General features: G+C 54.3%; 12 protein-coding genes. 8 read left to right on the top strand and 4 right to left on the bottom strand.

Annotated features, from left to right (window positions below):
• The first annotated feature begins 24 nt into the window (after positions 1-24).
• A complete protein-coding gene (locus RKA07_RS08965) occupies positions 25-1080 on the top strand; it encodes a DUF3080 domain-containing protein (RefSeq protein WP_310966154.1) in 1056 nt (351 codons plus the stop codon).
• 40 nt (positions 1081-1120) lie between these two features.
• Here RKA07_RS08965 and tfpB read toward each other — a convergent pair whose 3' ends face one another.
• From tfpB to arsC, 4 genes are read right to left on the bottom strand one after another with little or no spacing between them, the layout of a single operon-like run.
• Positions 1121-2950: a type IV pilus assembly ATPase TfpB gene (tfpB, locus tag RKA07_RS08960; protein WP_310966153.1), complete on the bottom strand. Its 1830-nt coding sequence runs from the start codon at positions 2948-2950 to the stop codon at positions 1121-1123.
• 29 nt (positions 2951-2979) lie between these two features.
• On the bottom strand, positions 2980-3339 hold the full coding sequence (locus RKA07_RS08955) for a DUF2069 domain-containing protein (protein WP_200204149.1): 360 nt from the start codon (positions 3337-3339) through the stop codon (positions 2980-2982).
• A gap of 53 nt (positions 3340-3392) precedes the next feature.
• Positions 3393-3998, bottom strand: a complete 606-nt coding sequence (wrbA, locus tag RKA07_RS08950; RefSeq protein ID WP_200204151.1) for an NAD(P)H:quinone oxidoreductase — start codon at positions 3996-3998, stop codon at positions 3393-3395.
• 30 nt (positions 3999-4028) lie between these two features.
• Entirely contained in the window at positions 4029-4382 is a 354-nt protein-coding gene (gene arsC, locus RKA07_RS08945) for an arsenate reductase (glutaredoxin) (protein WP_200204153.1), read from the bottom strand.
• Positions 4383-4513: 131 nt separating this feature from the next.
• Here arsC and RKA07_RS08940 point away from each other — a divergent pair, with 131 nt between their 5' ends.
• The 7 genes from RKA07_RS08940 (at position 4514) to eno (ending at position 14864) form a co-directional block, all read left to right on the top strand.
• Entirely contained in the window at positions 4514-4918 is a 405-nt protein-coding gene (locus tag RKA07_RS08940; RefSeq protein WP_200204541.1) for a TlpA family protein disulfide reductase, read from the top strand.
• A gap of 81 nt (positions 4919-4999) precedes the next feature.
• Positions 5000-8482: a DNA polymerase III subunit alpha gene (dnaE, locus tag RKA07_RS08935; protein ID WP_310966152.1), complete on the top strand. Its 3483-nt coding sequence runs from the start codon at positions 5000-5002 to the stop codon at positions 8480-8482.
• A gap of 158 nt (positions 8483-8640) precedes the next feature.
• Positions 8641-9594 (top strand): acetyl-CoA carboxylase carboxyl transferase subunit alpha, encoded by a 954-nt coding sequence (gene accA / locus RKA07_RS08930; RefSeq protein ID WP_200204157.1) that lies wholly within the window; start codon positions 8641-8643, stop codon positions 9592-9594.
• A complete protein-coding gene (tilS, locus tag RKA07_RS08925) occupies positions 9578-10918 on the top strand; it encodes a tRNA lysidine(34) synthetase TilS (RefSeq protein ID WP_310966151.1) in 1341 nt (446 codons plus the stop codon). Before accA ends, tilS begins: the two co-directional genes overlap by 17 nt.
• An 87-nt stretch (positions 10919-11005) precedes the next feature.
• Entirely contained in the window at positions 11006-12634 is a 1629-nt protein-coding gene (pyrG, locus tag RKA07_RS08920) for a CTP synthase (protein ID WP_200370986.1), read from the top strand.
• Between the two features lie 2 nt (positions 12635-12636).
• Positions 12637-13482 carry a 3-deoxy-8-phosphooctulonate synthase gene (gene kdsA / locus RKA07_RS08915; protein ID WP_200370987.1) on the top strand — a complete coding sequence of 282 codons (846 nt, stop codon included), beginning with the start codon at positions 12637-12639 and terminating at the stop codon, positions 13480-13482.
• Between the two features lie 86 nt (positions 13483-13568).
• Positions 13569-14864: a phosphopyruvate hydratase gene (gene eno, locus RKA07_RS08910; RefSeq protein ID WP_310966150.1), complete on the top strand. Its 1296-nt coding sequence runs from the start codon at positions 13569-13571 to the stop codon at positions 14862-14864.
• Positions 14865-14930: the final 66 nt, after the last annotated feature.

The following is a 14930-nucleotide window of genomic DNA, read 5'->3' as shown; positions in this document are numbered from 1 at the left end:
ACAAGCGGGTGCCGGGAGGTAAATATGTCTGCAATCCGATCTGCCGGGCTGCTTGTCTCCACTGCAATCATCTTGCTGCTTGCCGGGTGCAATCCCTTCTCCGATGCCCGCCCCATGATGGATGAATACGTGGAGCGGGTTGGCCGGGTTCTGGACGCAGAGCCAGAGCTTTCAGAGATTCCTGCAGCAAGCCCCATTCCCAGACGTCGTAACCGTGTACTGCCAATGCCCGAGTTGGAGCTGGGCATGTTGGATTTTCTGTCTCTGTACGGCTGTGAACTGCAATATGTGGTGGGGGAGAAAAACTCCGTTATGGGCAAGGTGATGCAGCCCCTGAACCGCCTACGCTATGAAGTTCGTTTCATCCGCGCCGCCGGCGAGTGTCTGAAAACGGTAGAAGATGAAGAACTTCAGGATGTTTTAAACCAGGCTATTGCCAGCAAGCGTGAGTCACTGCCAATAGCCATCTGGAACGCTAGCTTGGGTGTGGAGGAAGTAGAAACCCTGTTCACGCTCGCCAAGGGTGAGTATCCGGTTGGGGCCGAAGATCTTCTCTCGGACCTTGCCCGGGATACCCGTCAGTTAAACAAAACCGTGGCAGCACTTCTCGATCAGAACCTTGATGTAGATCTGGGCTTCTGGGGAAACGTGCATCAGCGCTGGCAAGCGGAATATAGGGCAGGGCAGCTCATCAACAGCAGCAAGCTGGTCGCTACGCGCCTCGACGATGCCACCCACCTGATTCAACAGCGATTGGATAGTCGGCCGCTCTGCTTCAACGGCAAGCCCAACAGCCAATCTGACATCGTTCAGGGCATGTTTTTCAGTATCTACATAGGAAAAGTTCAGCCCTATCTGGCCGACTTGCGACGGGCTCGTAGGGATTTGATCGAACCTTTGTCCGAGCTGGCGGATATGCAAGCAGAGGTAATGCCAGCAGACTTTCGTGAGTGGCGACGCTCTGCGCTTGCCCTTGAGGGCCATGAAAGTGCGTGGGCCAACCTGGATCGCGCCGTGGAAAGGCATACCAAAGCCTGGCAGTCTTTGCTTGAGCAGTGTGGGCTTAGACCCGGAGCATAGGGTAGAGCCTCCCTCGCTTGACTGTGAGCTTACTGCAGCATCAGCGCTGGCTTGCCGGCGTTACCCTGAGTATTTCTTCAACGGTAGTCAGGCCACTGGCCACTTTCTGGGCGCCGCTCAAACGCAGCGACTTCATGCCTTCGCGGTAGGCGTCCAGCCGCAACTGCTCCAGCTCGCAGTGGTCCGTAATCTGGCTTGTCAGTGCACCGGAAAGCGTCATGATCTCATACACCCCGGCACGGCCAAGGTAGCCGGTATTGCGGCACTCCAGACAACCCACGGATTTGTGAAACTCCTTTGGTGGCGGAGCTTTCCAGGGCTTGGTTAGAGTCTGCCATGCCTGGAGGTCAACAGGCGCTGTTGCTTTGCAGTGCGAGCAAAGTGTTCGAACCAGACGTTGGGCCATAACGCCTAACACGGTTGCGCGAATCAGGTAGGGCGGTATGCCCAGCTCCATCATTCGCGTCAGCGCACTCGGAGCGTCATTGGTGTGCAAGGTAGAAAGTACCAAGTGCCCGGTTAGTGCCGCCTGCACCGCCATTTCGGCGGTTTCCAGATCACGGATTTCACCAATCATGATGATGTCTGGATCCTGTCGCAGCAGAGCCCGGACGCCCGATGCAAACGTCAGATCGATATTGGTTTGAACCTGCATCTGGTTGAACGCAGGCTCAACCATCTCGATTGGGTCTTCGATGGTGCAGACGTTCAGTTCGGTAGAGGCGATTTGTTTCAGTGTGGAATACAGAGTGGTGGTCTTGCCTGAGCCTGTGGGGCCTGTAACCAGAACAATTCCATGGGGTTTCGAAGTGACTTCCTGCCAGCGCTCCCGGTCTTCGCGGTTGAATCCCAGTTGTTCGTAGGATTTCAGAAGTACATCCGGGTCAAATATCCGCATCACCATTTTTTCCCCGAATGCCGTTGGCATGGTGGCCAGGCGCAGCTCGACTTCGCTGTTGTCGGGTTTGCGGGTTTTCAGGCGACCATCCTGTGGGCGGCGTTTTTCAGCAACGTTTAATCGCCCCAAAATCTTCAGCCGGCTGGTAATGGCCATGCCCACATGCTCTGGGAATTCGTAAACACTGTGCAGTACGCCATCAATACGGAAGCGGATGTGAGTCAGGGTGCGTCGTGGCTCAATGTGGATGTCTGATGCGCGTTGGTCGAACGCGTATTGCAGCAGCCAGTCCACGATGCGCACAACGTGTTGATCGTTGGCATCAGCGCTGTCGCTGGCGCCTAAATCCAGTAGCTGCTCAAGATTCTGCTGGCCAGCTTTAATTCCTCCAGCCTGGCTGCCACTTGCTTTATTAACGGAGTTTGCGAGCTGGTAAAACTCCACAGAGTAACGGCGGATATCTTCAGGGTTTGCCACCACCCGGCGGATATCCTTGCGTACTGCTTGCCGAAGATTGCCTTCCCAGTCAACTTTAAAAGGCTCGGCACTGGCCACCAATATTTCATCCTGGCCAATCTCAACCGCGAGAATATCGTGACGCTGGGCGAATGCGTAAGACATGACGCGGGCAATTGCAGGCGTATCTATTTTCAATGGATCGATATGGTAATAGGGCTGGCCTGCCCAATCTGCCAGCCACTGTGTCAGTCGCTCAAGACCAAGAGTCTTGCCGCTTTTCTCGCTGGTGAGCGCTGCAATAGCCACAAGTTCCAGCGGGTGTCGCTTTGATGTGTGGTTGCTGGCCGCGCCCAGGTTGGCGGAAAGCACACGTTCCGCGCTCTCCTGGTCGATTTCGCCGTCGGCGACTAATGCCGTACAGATATCCCGCAGGGTCAAAGTGCTGCGCGGAGGCGCTGCCGGCTTCGATAAGGGTGCTGGTGACGTTTGCTCTGTTTTAGTGGAATTGGGCATAGGGTGTCACTTTCCGGTAATGGAGCATGTCAGACTGCAACCGGCCGGTTCACTTTCAGATGAACCATCGCCATGATGAATAACAGGAGCGTGAGTATCATAAGAACAACATGGCCGAGTGCACCTTGGCTTAGCCATGATGAAACAACGGCCTGAGTGAAGTAAAAAATCACCACAAAGGCTAGCCAGATATAACCACGATTGTTGCCACGGAACACGGGAACGATCAGTGCCAGCAGGGGAATCAGCTTGACGGATAGAATCAGTGCAATGGAAACCCCCTCGATTGGCGCTGGGTAGAAGGTTGTAATCAAAAGCGTTGCCAACACGGCCAGATAGAGAAATTGGGTCGCTTTTGCAGTGTTCCGGGCTTTGGGGTTATGGAGCATTGTCAGATTCCAGAAAAGTATAAATAGCTTTGCGTTGCATAGCCGTGTTCGTATCAATCAGCCAGTTTGAGCGCCAGTTTTGCGAGGCGTTCACCGAAGAGTTGGCAAAGTGCCTTCTCATGGTTGCTCAGGGGTTGCTGCTCTCCGGTGCCGGCCCAGTGCGAGGGGCCGTATGGTGTGCCTCCGGTTGTGGTCTTACTCAGGTTTTCGTCTGTGTAGGGCAAGCCGCACAACACCATGCCGTGATGAAGCAGGGGGATCATCATGGTCAGGATTGTGGCTTCCTGACCACCGTGCAGGCTGCCAGTTGACGTAAATGCCCCGGCTGGTTTGCCGACGAGCGCGCCGTTCAGCCACAGATCGCCGGTTGTATCCAGAAAATATTTGAGTGGTGCTGCCATGTTACCGAAGCGGGTAGGGCTGCCGATGGCCAGCCCGGCACAATTGGCGAGATCGGACTTGCTGACATAGGGGGCTCCCGCATCGGGAACCGCTGGCAAGGAGGCTTCGGTATCCGGTGAAACCACAGGAACAGAGCGCAGCTTTGCCTCGATGCCGGCTACCCTGGCGACCCCTCGGCCTATCTGGCTTGCCAGCTCTGCAGTCTGCCCTGTGCGGCTGTAATAGAGGATCAGGATGTACGGCAGTTGCTCAGGCACTTTGGCTTCCTTCAAACAGTGGTCGTGCAATTATAGAATGGTGAGTATGTTTTCCGGTGGTCGTCCCACAGCGGCTTTGCCATTGGCAAGTACAATTGGCCGCTCAATCAGTTTCGGGTTTGTTACCATAGCAGCAATCAGTTGATCGCGGCTCAAATCCGGGTTGTCCAGACCAAGTTCCTTGAACTCACTTTCGCCGGTGCGCATAAGCTCGCGGGGCTGGCGGTCGAGCGCCTCAAGAATATCGGAAAGCTCCTGTGCTGTTGGTGGTGTTTCCAGGTAGCGTATAATCTCTGGCTCAACCCCCCGGCTAGTGAGAAGTTCAAGCGCTTGGCGAGATTTTGAGCAGCGAGGGTTGTGGAAAATCCGGATGGGTTCTGTCATGTTCGTGCCTGTTTGTTGAATTGGAGCTGCAATTGTTTGTGGCGAGCAGTCTAACAGGAGGTTTTCCCTTGCAGAACCCTGTCATCTACCGGTTACCTCGTGGAGCGGTCGTTACAACTGTACTGTTTCTGATGGCTTTACTGGCAGGTTGCCAAAAAGTTGAGCTGGAAAGAGCAGAAGGCACAAAGCTGGCCTGGAGCGACTTGCGGGGGCAGTGGGTCTTGGTGAACTACTGGGCCGAATGGTGCAAGCCCTGCCTGGAAGAAATACCGGAATTTAACGAGCTGGATAATGCTCCGGACATTACTGTTCTCGGGGTTAATTTTGACGATGTGAAGGGTGAGCAACTGGTTGCTCTCGGCAAGCGTATGGGTATTGAGTACACCATGCTTGCAAACGACCCCGGCCCTGAGTTTGCCTGGCAACGCCCGGTTGCCTTGCCAGCGACCTTTGTTGTGACCCCCGACGGAGATCTTCTGGAGGCTCGTTTTGGCCCTCAAACAGAAGAAGATATACGTGCATTAATCAGCGATTGATTGCTACAGGCAGTTTAAAGGTGCCTTTTTTCAGGCGCCGTTAATAGACTTTTAATACATAAGCAGGAACCAGCTGACGCTATGTCGCAGACTTTTGTACACCTTCGCGTGCACTCAGAACATTCCATGGTGGACGGCCTCGTTCGCGTTAAGCCTCTGGTCAAACGAGTGGTGGAATTGGGCATGCCGGCCGTGGGCCTGACCGAGCAGTCGAACATGTGCTCTCTGGTCCGGTTTTACAAGGCAACGACCAGTGCAGGCGTTAAGCCTGTTATAGGTGCGGATCTCTGGCTGGAGAACCCGGATGAGCCGGAAAGCCCGTTCCGTTTGACGCTGCTGGCCCGGAATGACAAAGGCTACCTCCACCTTACAGAAATTATTTCCCTTGGATATACCGAGGGGCAGAGGTATGGCAAGCCGATTATCCAGCGCAAATGGCTGGAGGAAAGAACCGAAGGCCTTATTGCCATGTCTGGCGCCAAAATGGGCGATGTGTGCAAGGCTTTGCTGGCGGATAAACCCGAACTTGCAAAGGCCAGGGCAGAGTACTGGATGAAACTCTATCCCGGCTCTTACTATCTGGAGTTACAAAGAACAGGCCGTCCCGGTGATGAGGACTGCCTGCATATGAGTGTTGAGTTGGCCCAGCAACTTGGGTTGCCGGTCGTTGCTACAAACGACGTGCATTTTCTTGAGGCTGAGGATTTTGAAGCCCACGAGGCTCGCGTCTGTATCGGTGAGAGCCGGGCACTGGATGATCCGCGCCGTGATCGTCGTTTTAGTGATCAGCAATACCTGCGCAGCGCCGAGGAAATGATTGAGCTATTCAGCGATATCCCCGAGGCGATTGAGAATACCCTTGAGATAGCCCGGCGCTGTTCGGTAACCGTGCGTATGGGCGAGTATTTCCTGCCCAACTATCCAGTACCGGAAGGTATGACTATGGATGAGTACTTCCGCAAGGTGTCTGAGGACGGCCTGGAAGAACGCTTGGCAAAAACCCTTTCCAAAGACGATCCGGAATACGAAAGCAAGCGCGAAGCGTATTTTAAACGGCTTACATTCGAGCTGGATATCATCATCCAGATGGGATTTCCCGGCTACTTCCTGATCGTAATGGACTTCATCAAGTGGGCCAAGAACAACGGCGTTCCCGTTGGGCCGGGTCGTGGTTCCGGTGCTGGCTCGCTGGTTGCTTATGCCCAGTTGATTACGGATCTGGATCCGCTTGAGTACGACTTGCTGTTCGAGCGCTTCCTTAACCCTGAACGGGTATCCATGCCTGACTTCGATGTCGACTTCTGCATGGAAGGCCGGGACCGGGTCATCGCCTATGTAGCTGAAAAGTATGGTCGGGAAGCGGTTTCCCAGATTATCACTTTCGGTACTATGGCCGCCAAGGCGGTAGTGCGGGACGTTGCCCGGGTGCAGGGTAAGTCCTACGGGCTGGCAGATAAATTGTCCAAACTGATCCCCTTCGAAGTGGGGATGACTCTGGAAAAGGCAATAGAGCAGGAGCCTGCCCTCAAGGAATTTCTGGAGCAGGATGAAGAAGCCCAGGAAATCTGGGAAATGGCCCTGAAGCTTGAAGGTGTGTGCCGAAACGCCGGTAAGCACGCCGGTGGCGTGGTGATTGCCCCCACCAAGATAACCGATTTTTCGCCGCTGTATTGCGATGATGACGGCGGCAGTCTGGTGACCCAGTTCGACAAAAACGATGTGGAAGAAGCCGGGCTGGTGAAGTTCGACTTCCTGGGTCTGCGCACGCTGACCATCATCGACTGGGCGCTGAAAATGATTAATCCGCGGCGGGAGAGCAGAGGCCTTCCACCGCTGGATATCAGCGAAATTCCGCTGGATGACCCGGCTTCATTCGTGATGCTGAAAAAGGCGGAAACCACCGCCGTATTCCAGCTTGAATCCCGTGGCATGAAAGATTTGATCCGACGCCTGCAGCCGGACTCCCTGGAAGACATGATCGCCCTGGTAGCGCTGTTCCGCCCCGGGCCCCTGCAGTCGGGCATGGTTGACGACTTTATCGACCGTAAGCACGGCAAGCAGCCGATGTCCTTCCCGCACCCGGACTACCAATACGAAGGCCTGAAGCCGGTTCTTGAGCCCACCTACGGGGTTATCCTTTACCAGGAGCAGGTTATGCAGATTGCTCAGGTGATGGGTGGATATAGCCTGGGTAATGCGGACATGTTGCGCCGTGCCATGGGTAAGAAGAAACCCGAGGAAATGGCCAAGCAGAAGCAGTTTTTCCTCGATGGTTGCGAAGGCAATGGCATCAACAAAACCCTCGCTGAAAACATCTTTGATCTGGTTGAAAAGTTTGCCGGCTACGGCTTCAACAAATCCCACTCTGCCGCCTACGCGCTGGTGTCTTATCAGACTCTGTGGTTGAAGGCCCATTACACGGCCGAGTTTATGGCTGCTGTTCTGACCGCCGATATGCAGAACACAGACAAAGTCGTCACGCTGGTTGAGGAGTGCCGCAACCTCAAACTGGATTTGGTACTGCCTGATGTAAGTCGTTCGGAATACACCTTCACGGTAAACGATGAAGGTCAGGTTGTGTATGGGCTGGGTGCTATCAAGGGGCTGGGTGAAGGCCCCATCCAGGCCATTGTGGAGGGTCGCGTCAGTGGTGAGCCTTATCAGGATCTTTTCGATTTTTGCCGTAGGGTTGATCTCAAAAAGATTAACAAACGCGCTATGGAAGCCCTGATTCGTTCAGGTGCCATGGACAAGCTCGGGGCCAGTCGGGCCCAACTGATGGCAAGCATCCCCAAGGCTGTCCAGCAGGCGGACCAGCAGTCGCGTAATGAATCCGTAGGCATGATGGATATGTTCGGCGATATGCTGGAAGCCGAGGAAGGTGGCGATCCTTATGCCGATGTGGCGGATGTGCGTGAGTGGCCGGAGAAGCAGCGGCTGAAAGGCGAGAAAGACACGCTGGGCCTATACCTTACAGGGCATCCGTTTGATGAATATGAGCGGGAAGTTCGCCGTTTTGTTCGCTCTTCTATCTCGGATCTGAAGCCCAACAAATCACCGCAAAGGGTTGCGGGGCTTGTTGTAGCGCAAAGAACCATGAAAACCCGCACGGGTTCCACCATGTGCTTTATCACGCTGGATGATCGGAGCGCGCGGATTGAAGCCACACTGTTTTCTGAAGCCTTTTTTGAGAACCGGGAATTACTGCAGTCGGATCAGGTGATTGTGGTTGAGGGTCAGGTGAGCCACGATGATTACTCTGGCCAGATGAAAATGCGTGTCAGTTCGGTAATGGATGTGCCCAGTGCCCGGAAGCAGTTCAGTAAAGGCCTGAAGCTGAACCTTCACGCTGACCAACTTCAAAATGGTTTTCTGGACAAGATTGATAGCACGTTAAGGCCGTTTCGCTGCGAGGGCAGCCCGGTGTGGATTGAGTACAGCAGCCCCGAAGCCAGTACTCGAATTGAGCTGGGTGAAACCTGGCGTGTGCAGCCAGACGACAACTTGTTGCTGGAGTTGAAGTATCTGGTGGGCGACCAGTGCGTGGAACTGGTCTATGATTGAGTGAGAAAGACAAAGAGCTGCGCGGAAAGTTAAATATCTGTCAGGTTGCGGACTCATACCAATGTCCGCTTTAGCCATGAGCCGGGCACTGCTATCTTTGTACCAAATTCTGAATAGGCGGCGTGCTATCCCGCCTGGTAATAAAATGATGGAACATCATGAACCCTAATTATCTGGATTTCGAACAGCCGATTGCCGACCTGGAAGCCAAGATTGAAGAGCTTCGCATGGTGGGTAACGATACCGACATCAATATTTCTGACGAAATTACACGGCTGAAAAAGAAAAGTTTCAGCCTGACTGAGAACATATTTTCTGATTTGCATCCGTGGGATGTTGCCCGCCTTGCGAGGCACCCACGCCGGCCTTATACGCTGGATTACATCGAGATGGTCTTTGAAGATTTCGATGAACTCCACGGCGACCGCCGTTACGCAGATGACCAGGCCATTGTGGGCGGTACTGCACGCTTGAACGATAAACCTGTGATGGTTATCGGCCATCAGAAGGGGCGTGAAGTGCGGGATAAGGTGAAGCGCAACTTCGGAATGCCGCGCCCGGAAGGCTATCGCAAGGCCTTGCGTTTAATGGAAATGGCAGAGCGATTCAGAATGCCGATTCTCACGTTTATCGATACTCCGGGTGCCTATCCCGGTATCGGTGCCGAGGAGCGTGGTCAGAGTGAAGCCATTGCGTTTAACCTGGCGGTGATGTCCCGCCTCAAAACGCCTATCATTTCGACAGTCATCGGCGAAGGTGGTTCTGGCGGAGCGCTGGCCATCGGCGTATGCGATCAGTTGAATATGCTGCAATACTCAACCTATGCGGTGATCTCGCCGGAAGGCTGTGCCTCTATTTTGTGGAAGAGTGCGGAATTTGCCTCTCTCGCAGCAGAAGCCATGGGTGTGACTGCGGATCGCCTGAAAGATCTCGGGCTTGCGGACAATGTAATCACTGAGCCTCTGGGCGGTGCGCATCGTAACCCGGAAAAAATGGCTGAAGCCCTGCGTGAGACCCTGGCAAACGGGATGGCAGAGCTAAGTCGCTTGCCTTTGGATGAATTGGTCTCCCGGCGGTACGAGCGGTTAACCCGCTATGACACTGGGCGCTAAGCCCGCAATCGGGTACGCCTTTCCCGAGGCGTTGCTTGCGCCGGTTAAAGCCATTTCTGGCTACCGGCGTCTTTGGGTTGCCCTCAGTGGCGGCCTGGATTCCACCCTTCTTTTGCATCTTGCCGCACTCTGCCATTCCGGAGTGCGAGCGGTGCATATTAATCATCAGCTTCAGGCCAATGCTGGCGATACGGAAGTCTTTTGCCAGGAGCTCTGCGCCGGGTTGGGCATTCCTCTCACTGTTCAGCCTGTGTCGGTCAAACTCGGTGCCGGCCCTGGTGAGGGCCTTGAAGAGGCAGCACGTAAGGCCCGCTACAGTGTTTTTGAAACACTTCTTGAGCCTGATGATGTGTTGCTGATGGCCCATCATGGTGATGATCAGGCTGAAACAGTGCTGTTTCGAATGTTCCGTGGCAGTGGTGTTGCCGGTCTTGCAGGCATGCCTGAAGCCCGCCCCTTAGGCCAGGGCCGCCTTGCCAGGCCATTGCTGGGGGTCGAACGGTCGGAACTTGAGCTTCACGCTCGCCAGGCCGGACTTTCCTGGGTTGACGATCCCAGCAATACAGATCAGAAATTCGATCGAAACTTCATCCGTATCAGCATTCTTCCGGCATTAAAAAAGCGCTGGCCCGGGCTGAATCAGCGACTGCGGCACAGTGCGGGCGCTTGCTCGGAAAGTGATTTTTTGAACAAGCGGCTGGCGGAGTTGCAGTGGCAGTCACTGGGAGGACATAAGCGTCGCCTTCCGGTCGCGGGGTTAGGTGCGCTTACTCTGGCGGAACAGAAAAATCTTCTGCGTTGGTGGGTCCGGCGAGCCGGGTATGATGCCCCTTCAATAAGTGACTGGTCACAGGTGCTGGGCGATCTATTGCAGGCTGCAGAGGATCGGACCCCGGAATTGCGGGCTGACAATTACAGTCTTAGACGTTTTCAGGGAGAGTTGTATTTGGTGCCTGAGGCCGCTGATTTGCCCCAGGAATCTGTAACGCTTCAACCTGGGCAGTCGGCGCAGTGGGGCGAGTGGACGATTCGTCTGATTCCTTCTTCTACAGCGAAAGCCGATGCGCCGCCAATACGAATATGTACGAGGCAGGGTGGAGAACGCTTGCGTTTTCACGCTGGAGGCCAGTCAAAATCACTGAAAAAGTGGCTGCAGGAACAGGCTGTTCCACCTTGGGAAAGGCTGCGCCTGCCCTTGATTTTCAGGGGTGTGGAGCCGGAAGAAGAACTCATTGCCATTGGCGATTTATGGTGTTCTGAACAATACTGCGGGAAGGCGCCGGCTGCAGGCTTGCAGCTGATTGTAGAGCGGGATTGTGATTGAGTCGCTGGGGGCTTTCTGGTAGTCTGGCGTCCCATCTTGAGATGACAATCTCCCTCCTTCACAGAACCTGACAATCATGGAATCTGCATGACGCGTTATATTTTCGTCACCGGCGGTGTTGTGTCCTCACTGGGGAAAGGAATCGCATCGGCCTCCCTGGCTGCGATCCTTGAGGCACGCGGCCTGAAGGTAACTATCCTCAAGCTGGACCCGTACATAAACGTTGACCCAGGCACCATGAGCCCGTTCCAGCACGGTGAAGTCTATGTCACCGAAGACGGCGCTGAAACCGACCTCGATCTTGGCCATTATGAGCGTTTTATTCGCACGCCCATGAGCCGCCGTAATAATTTTACGGCTGGCCGGGTGTACGAAGAGGTTATACGCAAAGAACGCCGCGGCGATTACCTTGGCGGTACCGTTCAGGTTATCCCCCATATCACCGACGAGATCAAGCGCCGTGTGGTAGAAGGTGCAGCCGGCGCGGATGTTGCTCTGGTTGAAGTGGGCGGTACTGTTGGTGATATTGAATCCCTGCCGTTTCTTGAAGCCTGCCGTCAGCTGAAGGTTGAAGTGGGCTCTGCCCGTGCGTTGTTTATGCACCTGACACTGGTGCCTTACATTGCTACCGCGGGCGAAATCAAAACCAAACCGACTCAGCACTCCGTGAAGGAAATGCGCTCTATCGGTTTGCAGCCAGACATTCTGCTGTGTCGTTCAGAGCATGAAGTGGACGCCAGCTCCCGCCGGAAAATCGCGCTGTTCACAAACGTGGAAGAGCGTGCTGTTATTCCGATGCGTGATGCAAAGTCCATCTACGCTATTCCCCGCATGCTGCACGAGCATGGCCTGGATCAGTTGGTTATTGATCATTTCAGGCTTGATGCACGGGAGGCGGACCTTAGTGATTGGGACGGTGTTGTCGAAGCACTGATGAATCCTGAGCAGGAAGTGACGATTGCCATGGTTGGCAAATACATGGAGCTGCTCGAGGCCTACAAATCACTGATCGAATCTCTGCTGCACGCCGGTATCAAAACCCGCACCAAGGTAAAGATCAATTACATTGATTCTGAAGACATCGAACGCGACGGCACTGCTGTGCTTGAGAGTGCCGATGCCATTCTGGTTCCCGGTGGTTTTGGTGAGCGTGGTGTGGAAGGCAAAATTCGCACTGTGCAGTATGCCCGTGAGAACAAGGTTCCCTACTTGGGTATCTGCCTGGGTATGCAGGTGGCTGTTATCGAATATGCCCGTAACAAAGCCGGTCTGGTAGATGCCCACAGCACCGAATTCCGTGCGCACACACCAGAGCCCGTCGTAGGTCTCATCACCGAGTGGCTGGATGCGACCGGAGAGCGTGAAGAACGCTCAGACGACTCGGATCTTGGTGGCACCATGCGACTGGGTGCTCAGGATTGTGTGCTGACAGAGGGCTCGAACATTGCCAACTGCTACGGCAGAAGAACTATCCGCGAACGTCATCGCCACAGATATGAGGTGAACAATCACTTCCTGCCACAGCTCGAAGCCGCAGGTTTGGTTGTTTCCGGTCGTTCGACTGATGGTAAGTTGGTAGAAGTGGTAGAGGTGGCTGACCATCCCTGGTTTGTTGCTTGTCAGTTCCACCCGGAATTCACTTCGACACCCCGCGATGGCCATCCGTTGTTCAAGGGGTTCATTGAAGCAGCGCTGGCGAACCGCAAGGAATCCTGATCATGGCTCAGAGCACCGTTACTGTTGCTGATATCGACATCGCCAACGACAAGCCGTTCGTGCTGTTTGGTGGTATGAACGTTCTGGAATCCCGCGACCTGGCGTTTGAGGTTGCTGAAAAATACGTTGAGGTGTGCACCAAGCTGGGCATTCCTTATGTGTTCAAGGCCTCCTTTGATAAAGCTAACCGCTCTTCGGTTAACTCCTTCCGGGGGCCGGGTCTTGAGAAAGGCCTGCAGATTCTGGCCGATATCAAAAGCAAGTACGGTGTTCCGATTATTTCTGATGTTCACGAGCCAGAGCAGGCGGCGCCTGCTGCTGAGGTGTGTGACATCATTCAGCTGCCGGCTTTTTTGAGCCGTCAGACTGACCTGGTTGTTGCTATGGCAAAAACCGGTGCTGCAATTAACGTCAAGAAAGCTCAGTTTCTTGCGCCTCAGGAAATGAAGCACATCATCACCAAGTGTGCGGAAGCCGGAAACGACCGGGTTATCTTGTGCGAGCGGGGCAGCAGCTTCGGGTACAACAACCTTGTGGTCGATATGCTTGGCTTTGGCATCATGAAGTCGCTGAACGTGCCTGTGATGTTTGATGTGACTCATTCGCTTCAAATGCCAGGCGGCCGTTCAGATTCCGCCGGTGGTCGTCGTGCTCAGGTTACTGATCTGGCGTTGGCTGGCATGACTCAGGGCTTGGCGGGGCTGTTTCTTGAGGCTCACCCGAACCCGGACGAAGCCAAGTGCGATGGCCCTTGTGCGCTGCGCTTGAGCCAACTTGAGCCGTTCCTGCAGCGAGTTAAGGCTGTTGACGACCTTGTGAAGAGTTTTAAACCTATCGACACCGCCTGAATGGCGGTGTTCGTGTTTTAGCCTTGGTGGCACGAGCAAGCCTTTATAAATGACCTTTGAAATTGTAAATCTGGAGACTTCCGAGAATGACCAAGATTGCCAACATTAAAGCCCGTGAGGTTATGGACTCCCGTGGGAACCCTACTGTCGAAGCAGACGTGATTCTGGAAGACGGTACCCTTGGCCGCGCTTGTGCACCCTCGGGCGCTTCCACCGGTTCTCGCGAAGCGCTGGAATTGCGCGATGGTGATGCGTCTCGTTACCTGGGTAAGGGCGTACTGAAGGCAGTTGCGGCTATTAACGGCAAGATCAACGATGCTCTGAAAGGCAAAGATGCTGCAGACCAGCGCGGGCTGGATAACGTCATGTTGGAACTCGACGGTACTGAAAACAAAGCCAATCTGGGTGCGAATGCCATTCTGGCGGTGTCGCTGGCAGCGGCAAAAGCGGCGGCTGAGTCTCTGGGCAAGCCACTATATGAGCATATTGCAGACATCAACGGTACTTCCGGCAAGTTCAGCATGCCTGTGCCTATGATGAATATTCTGAACGGCGGCGAGCACGCGGATAACAACGTCGATATTCAGGAGTTTATGATTCAGCCAGTTACCGCCAAGAGTTTTTCAGAAGCTCTGCGCATCGGTGCTGAGATTTTCCATAGCCTGAAAAAGGTTCTGCAGGCCCAGGGCCTGAACACGGCTGTAGGCGATGAGGGCGGTTTTGCTCCTGACCTGCCGTCGAACGAAGCAGCCCTGGCTGTGATTAAAGAAGCCATTGAAAAGGCGGGCTACAAGCTGGGCACCGATATTACTCTTGCTCTGGACTGTGCTGCGTCTGAATTTTACAAGGATGGCCAGTACGTTCTGGCTGGAGAAGGCAAGAGCTTTGATTCTGAAGGCTTTGCTGACTATCTTGCTGGCCTGGCTGAGCGCTATCCCATCGTATCCATCGAAGATGGTATGGATGAGAGTGACTGGGACGGCTGGAAAGTGCTGACCGACAAGATCGGTGACAAGGTACAGCTGGTGGGTGATGATCTTTTTGTTACCAACACCAAGATTCTGAAGCGAGGCATCGACACAGGCGTAGGCAACTCCATCCTGATCAAGTTCAACCAGATTGGTAGCTTGAGCGAAACCCTGGATGCCATCAAAATGGCTCAGGATGCCGGCTTTACGGCGGTTATTTCTCACCGTTCTGGTGAAACCGAAGATACGACAATTGCGGATCTTGCAGTTGCTACCTGTGCCGGTCAGATCAAAACTGGCTCGCTTTGCCGTTCAGACCGGGTCGCCAAGTACAATCAGTTGCTGCGCATTGAGGAGGCCCTGGAAGGTAAGGCGCCTTATCGCGGGCTGGTAGAAATCAAAGGGCAAGGCTGAGCTATAGCCGCTTTTGGTTGTGTGTAGCATCCTCGTAGTTTGAGGTGGCGAAAAGTTTAAGGCCGT

Origin of the sequence: Marinobacter xiaoshiensis, assembly GCF_031631795.1 — a bacterium.
Lineage (GTDB): Bacteria > Pseudomonadota > Gammaproteobacteria > Pseudomonadales > Oleiphilaceae > Marinobacter > Marinobacter xiaoshiensis.
The sequence above is the reverse complement of the archived record's forward strand: the minus strand, read 5'-3'. Positions and strand labels throughout refer to the sequence as shown.

Coding starts and splice junctions, on each gene's coding strand:
- RKA07_RS08965 (WP_310966154.1), top strand. CDS start 25: ATGTCTGCAATCCGATCTGCCGGGCTGCTTGTCTCCACTGCAATCATC.
- tfpB (WP_310966153.1), bottom strand. CDS start 2,950: ATGCCCAATTCCACTAAAACAGAGCAAACGTCACCAGCACCCTTATCG.
- RKA07_RS08955 (WP_200204149.1), bottom strand. CDS start 3,339: ATGCTCCATAACCCCAAAGCCCGGAACACTGCAAAAGCGACCCAATTT.
- arsC (WP_200204153.1), bottom strand. CDS start 4,382: ATGACAGAACCCATCCGGATTTTCCACAACCCTCGCTGCTCAAAATCT.
- RKA07_RS08940 (WP_200204541.1), top strand. CDS start 4,514: ATGGCTTTACTGGCAGGTTGCCAAAAAGTTGAGCTGGAAAGAGCAGAA.
- dnaE (WP_310966152.1), top strand. CDS start 5,000: ATGTCGCAGACTTTTGTACACCTTCGCGTGCACTCAGAACATTCCATG.
- accA (WP_200204157.1), top strand. CDS start 8,641: ATGAACCCTAATTATCTGGATTTCGAACAGCCGATTGCCGACCTGGAA.
- tilS (WP_310966151.1), top strand. CDS start 9,578: ATGACACTGGGCGCTAAGCCCGCAATCGGGTACGCCTTTCCCGAGGCG.
- pyrG (WP_200370986.1), top strand. CDS start 11,006: ATGACGCGTTATATTTTCGTCACCGGCGGTGTTGTGTCCTCACTGGGG.
- kdsA (WP_200370987.1), top strand. CDS start 12,637: ATGGCTCAGAGCACCGTTACTGTTGCTGATATCGACATCGCCAACGAC.
- eno (WP_310966150.1), top strand. CDS start 13,569: ATGACCAAGATTGCCAACATTAAAGCCCGTGAGGTTATGGACTCCCGT.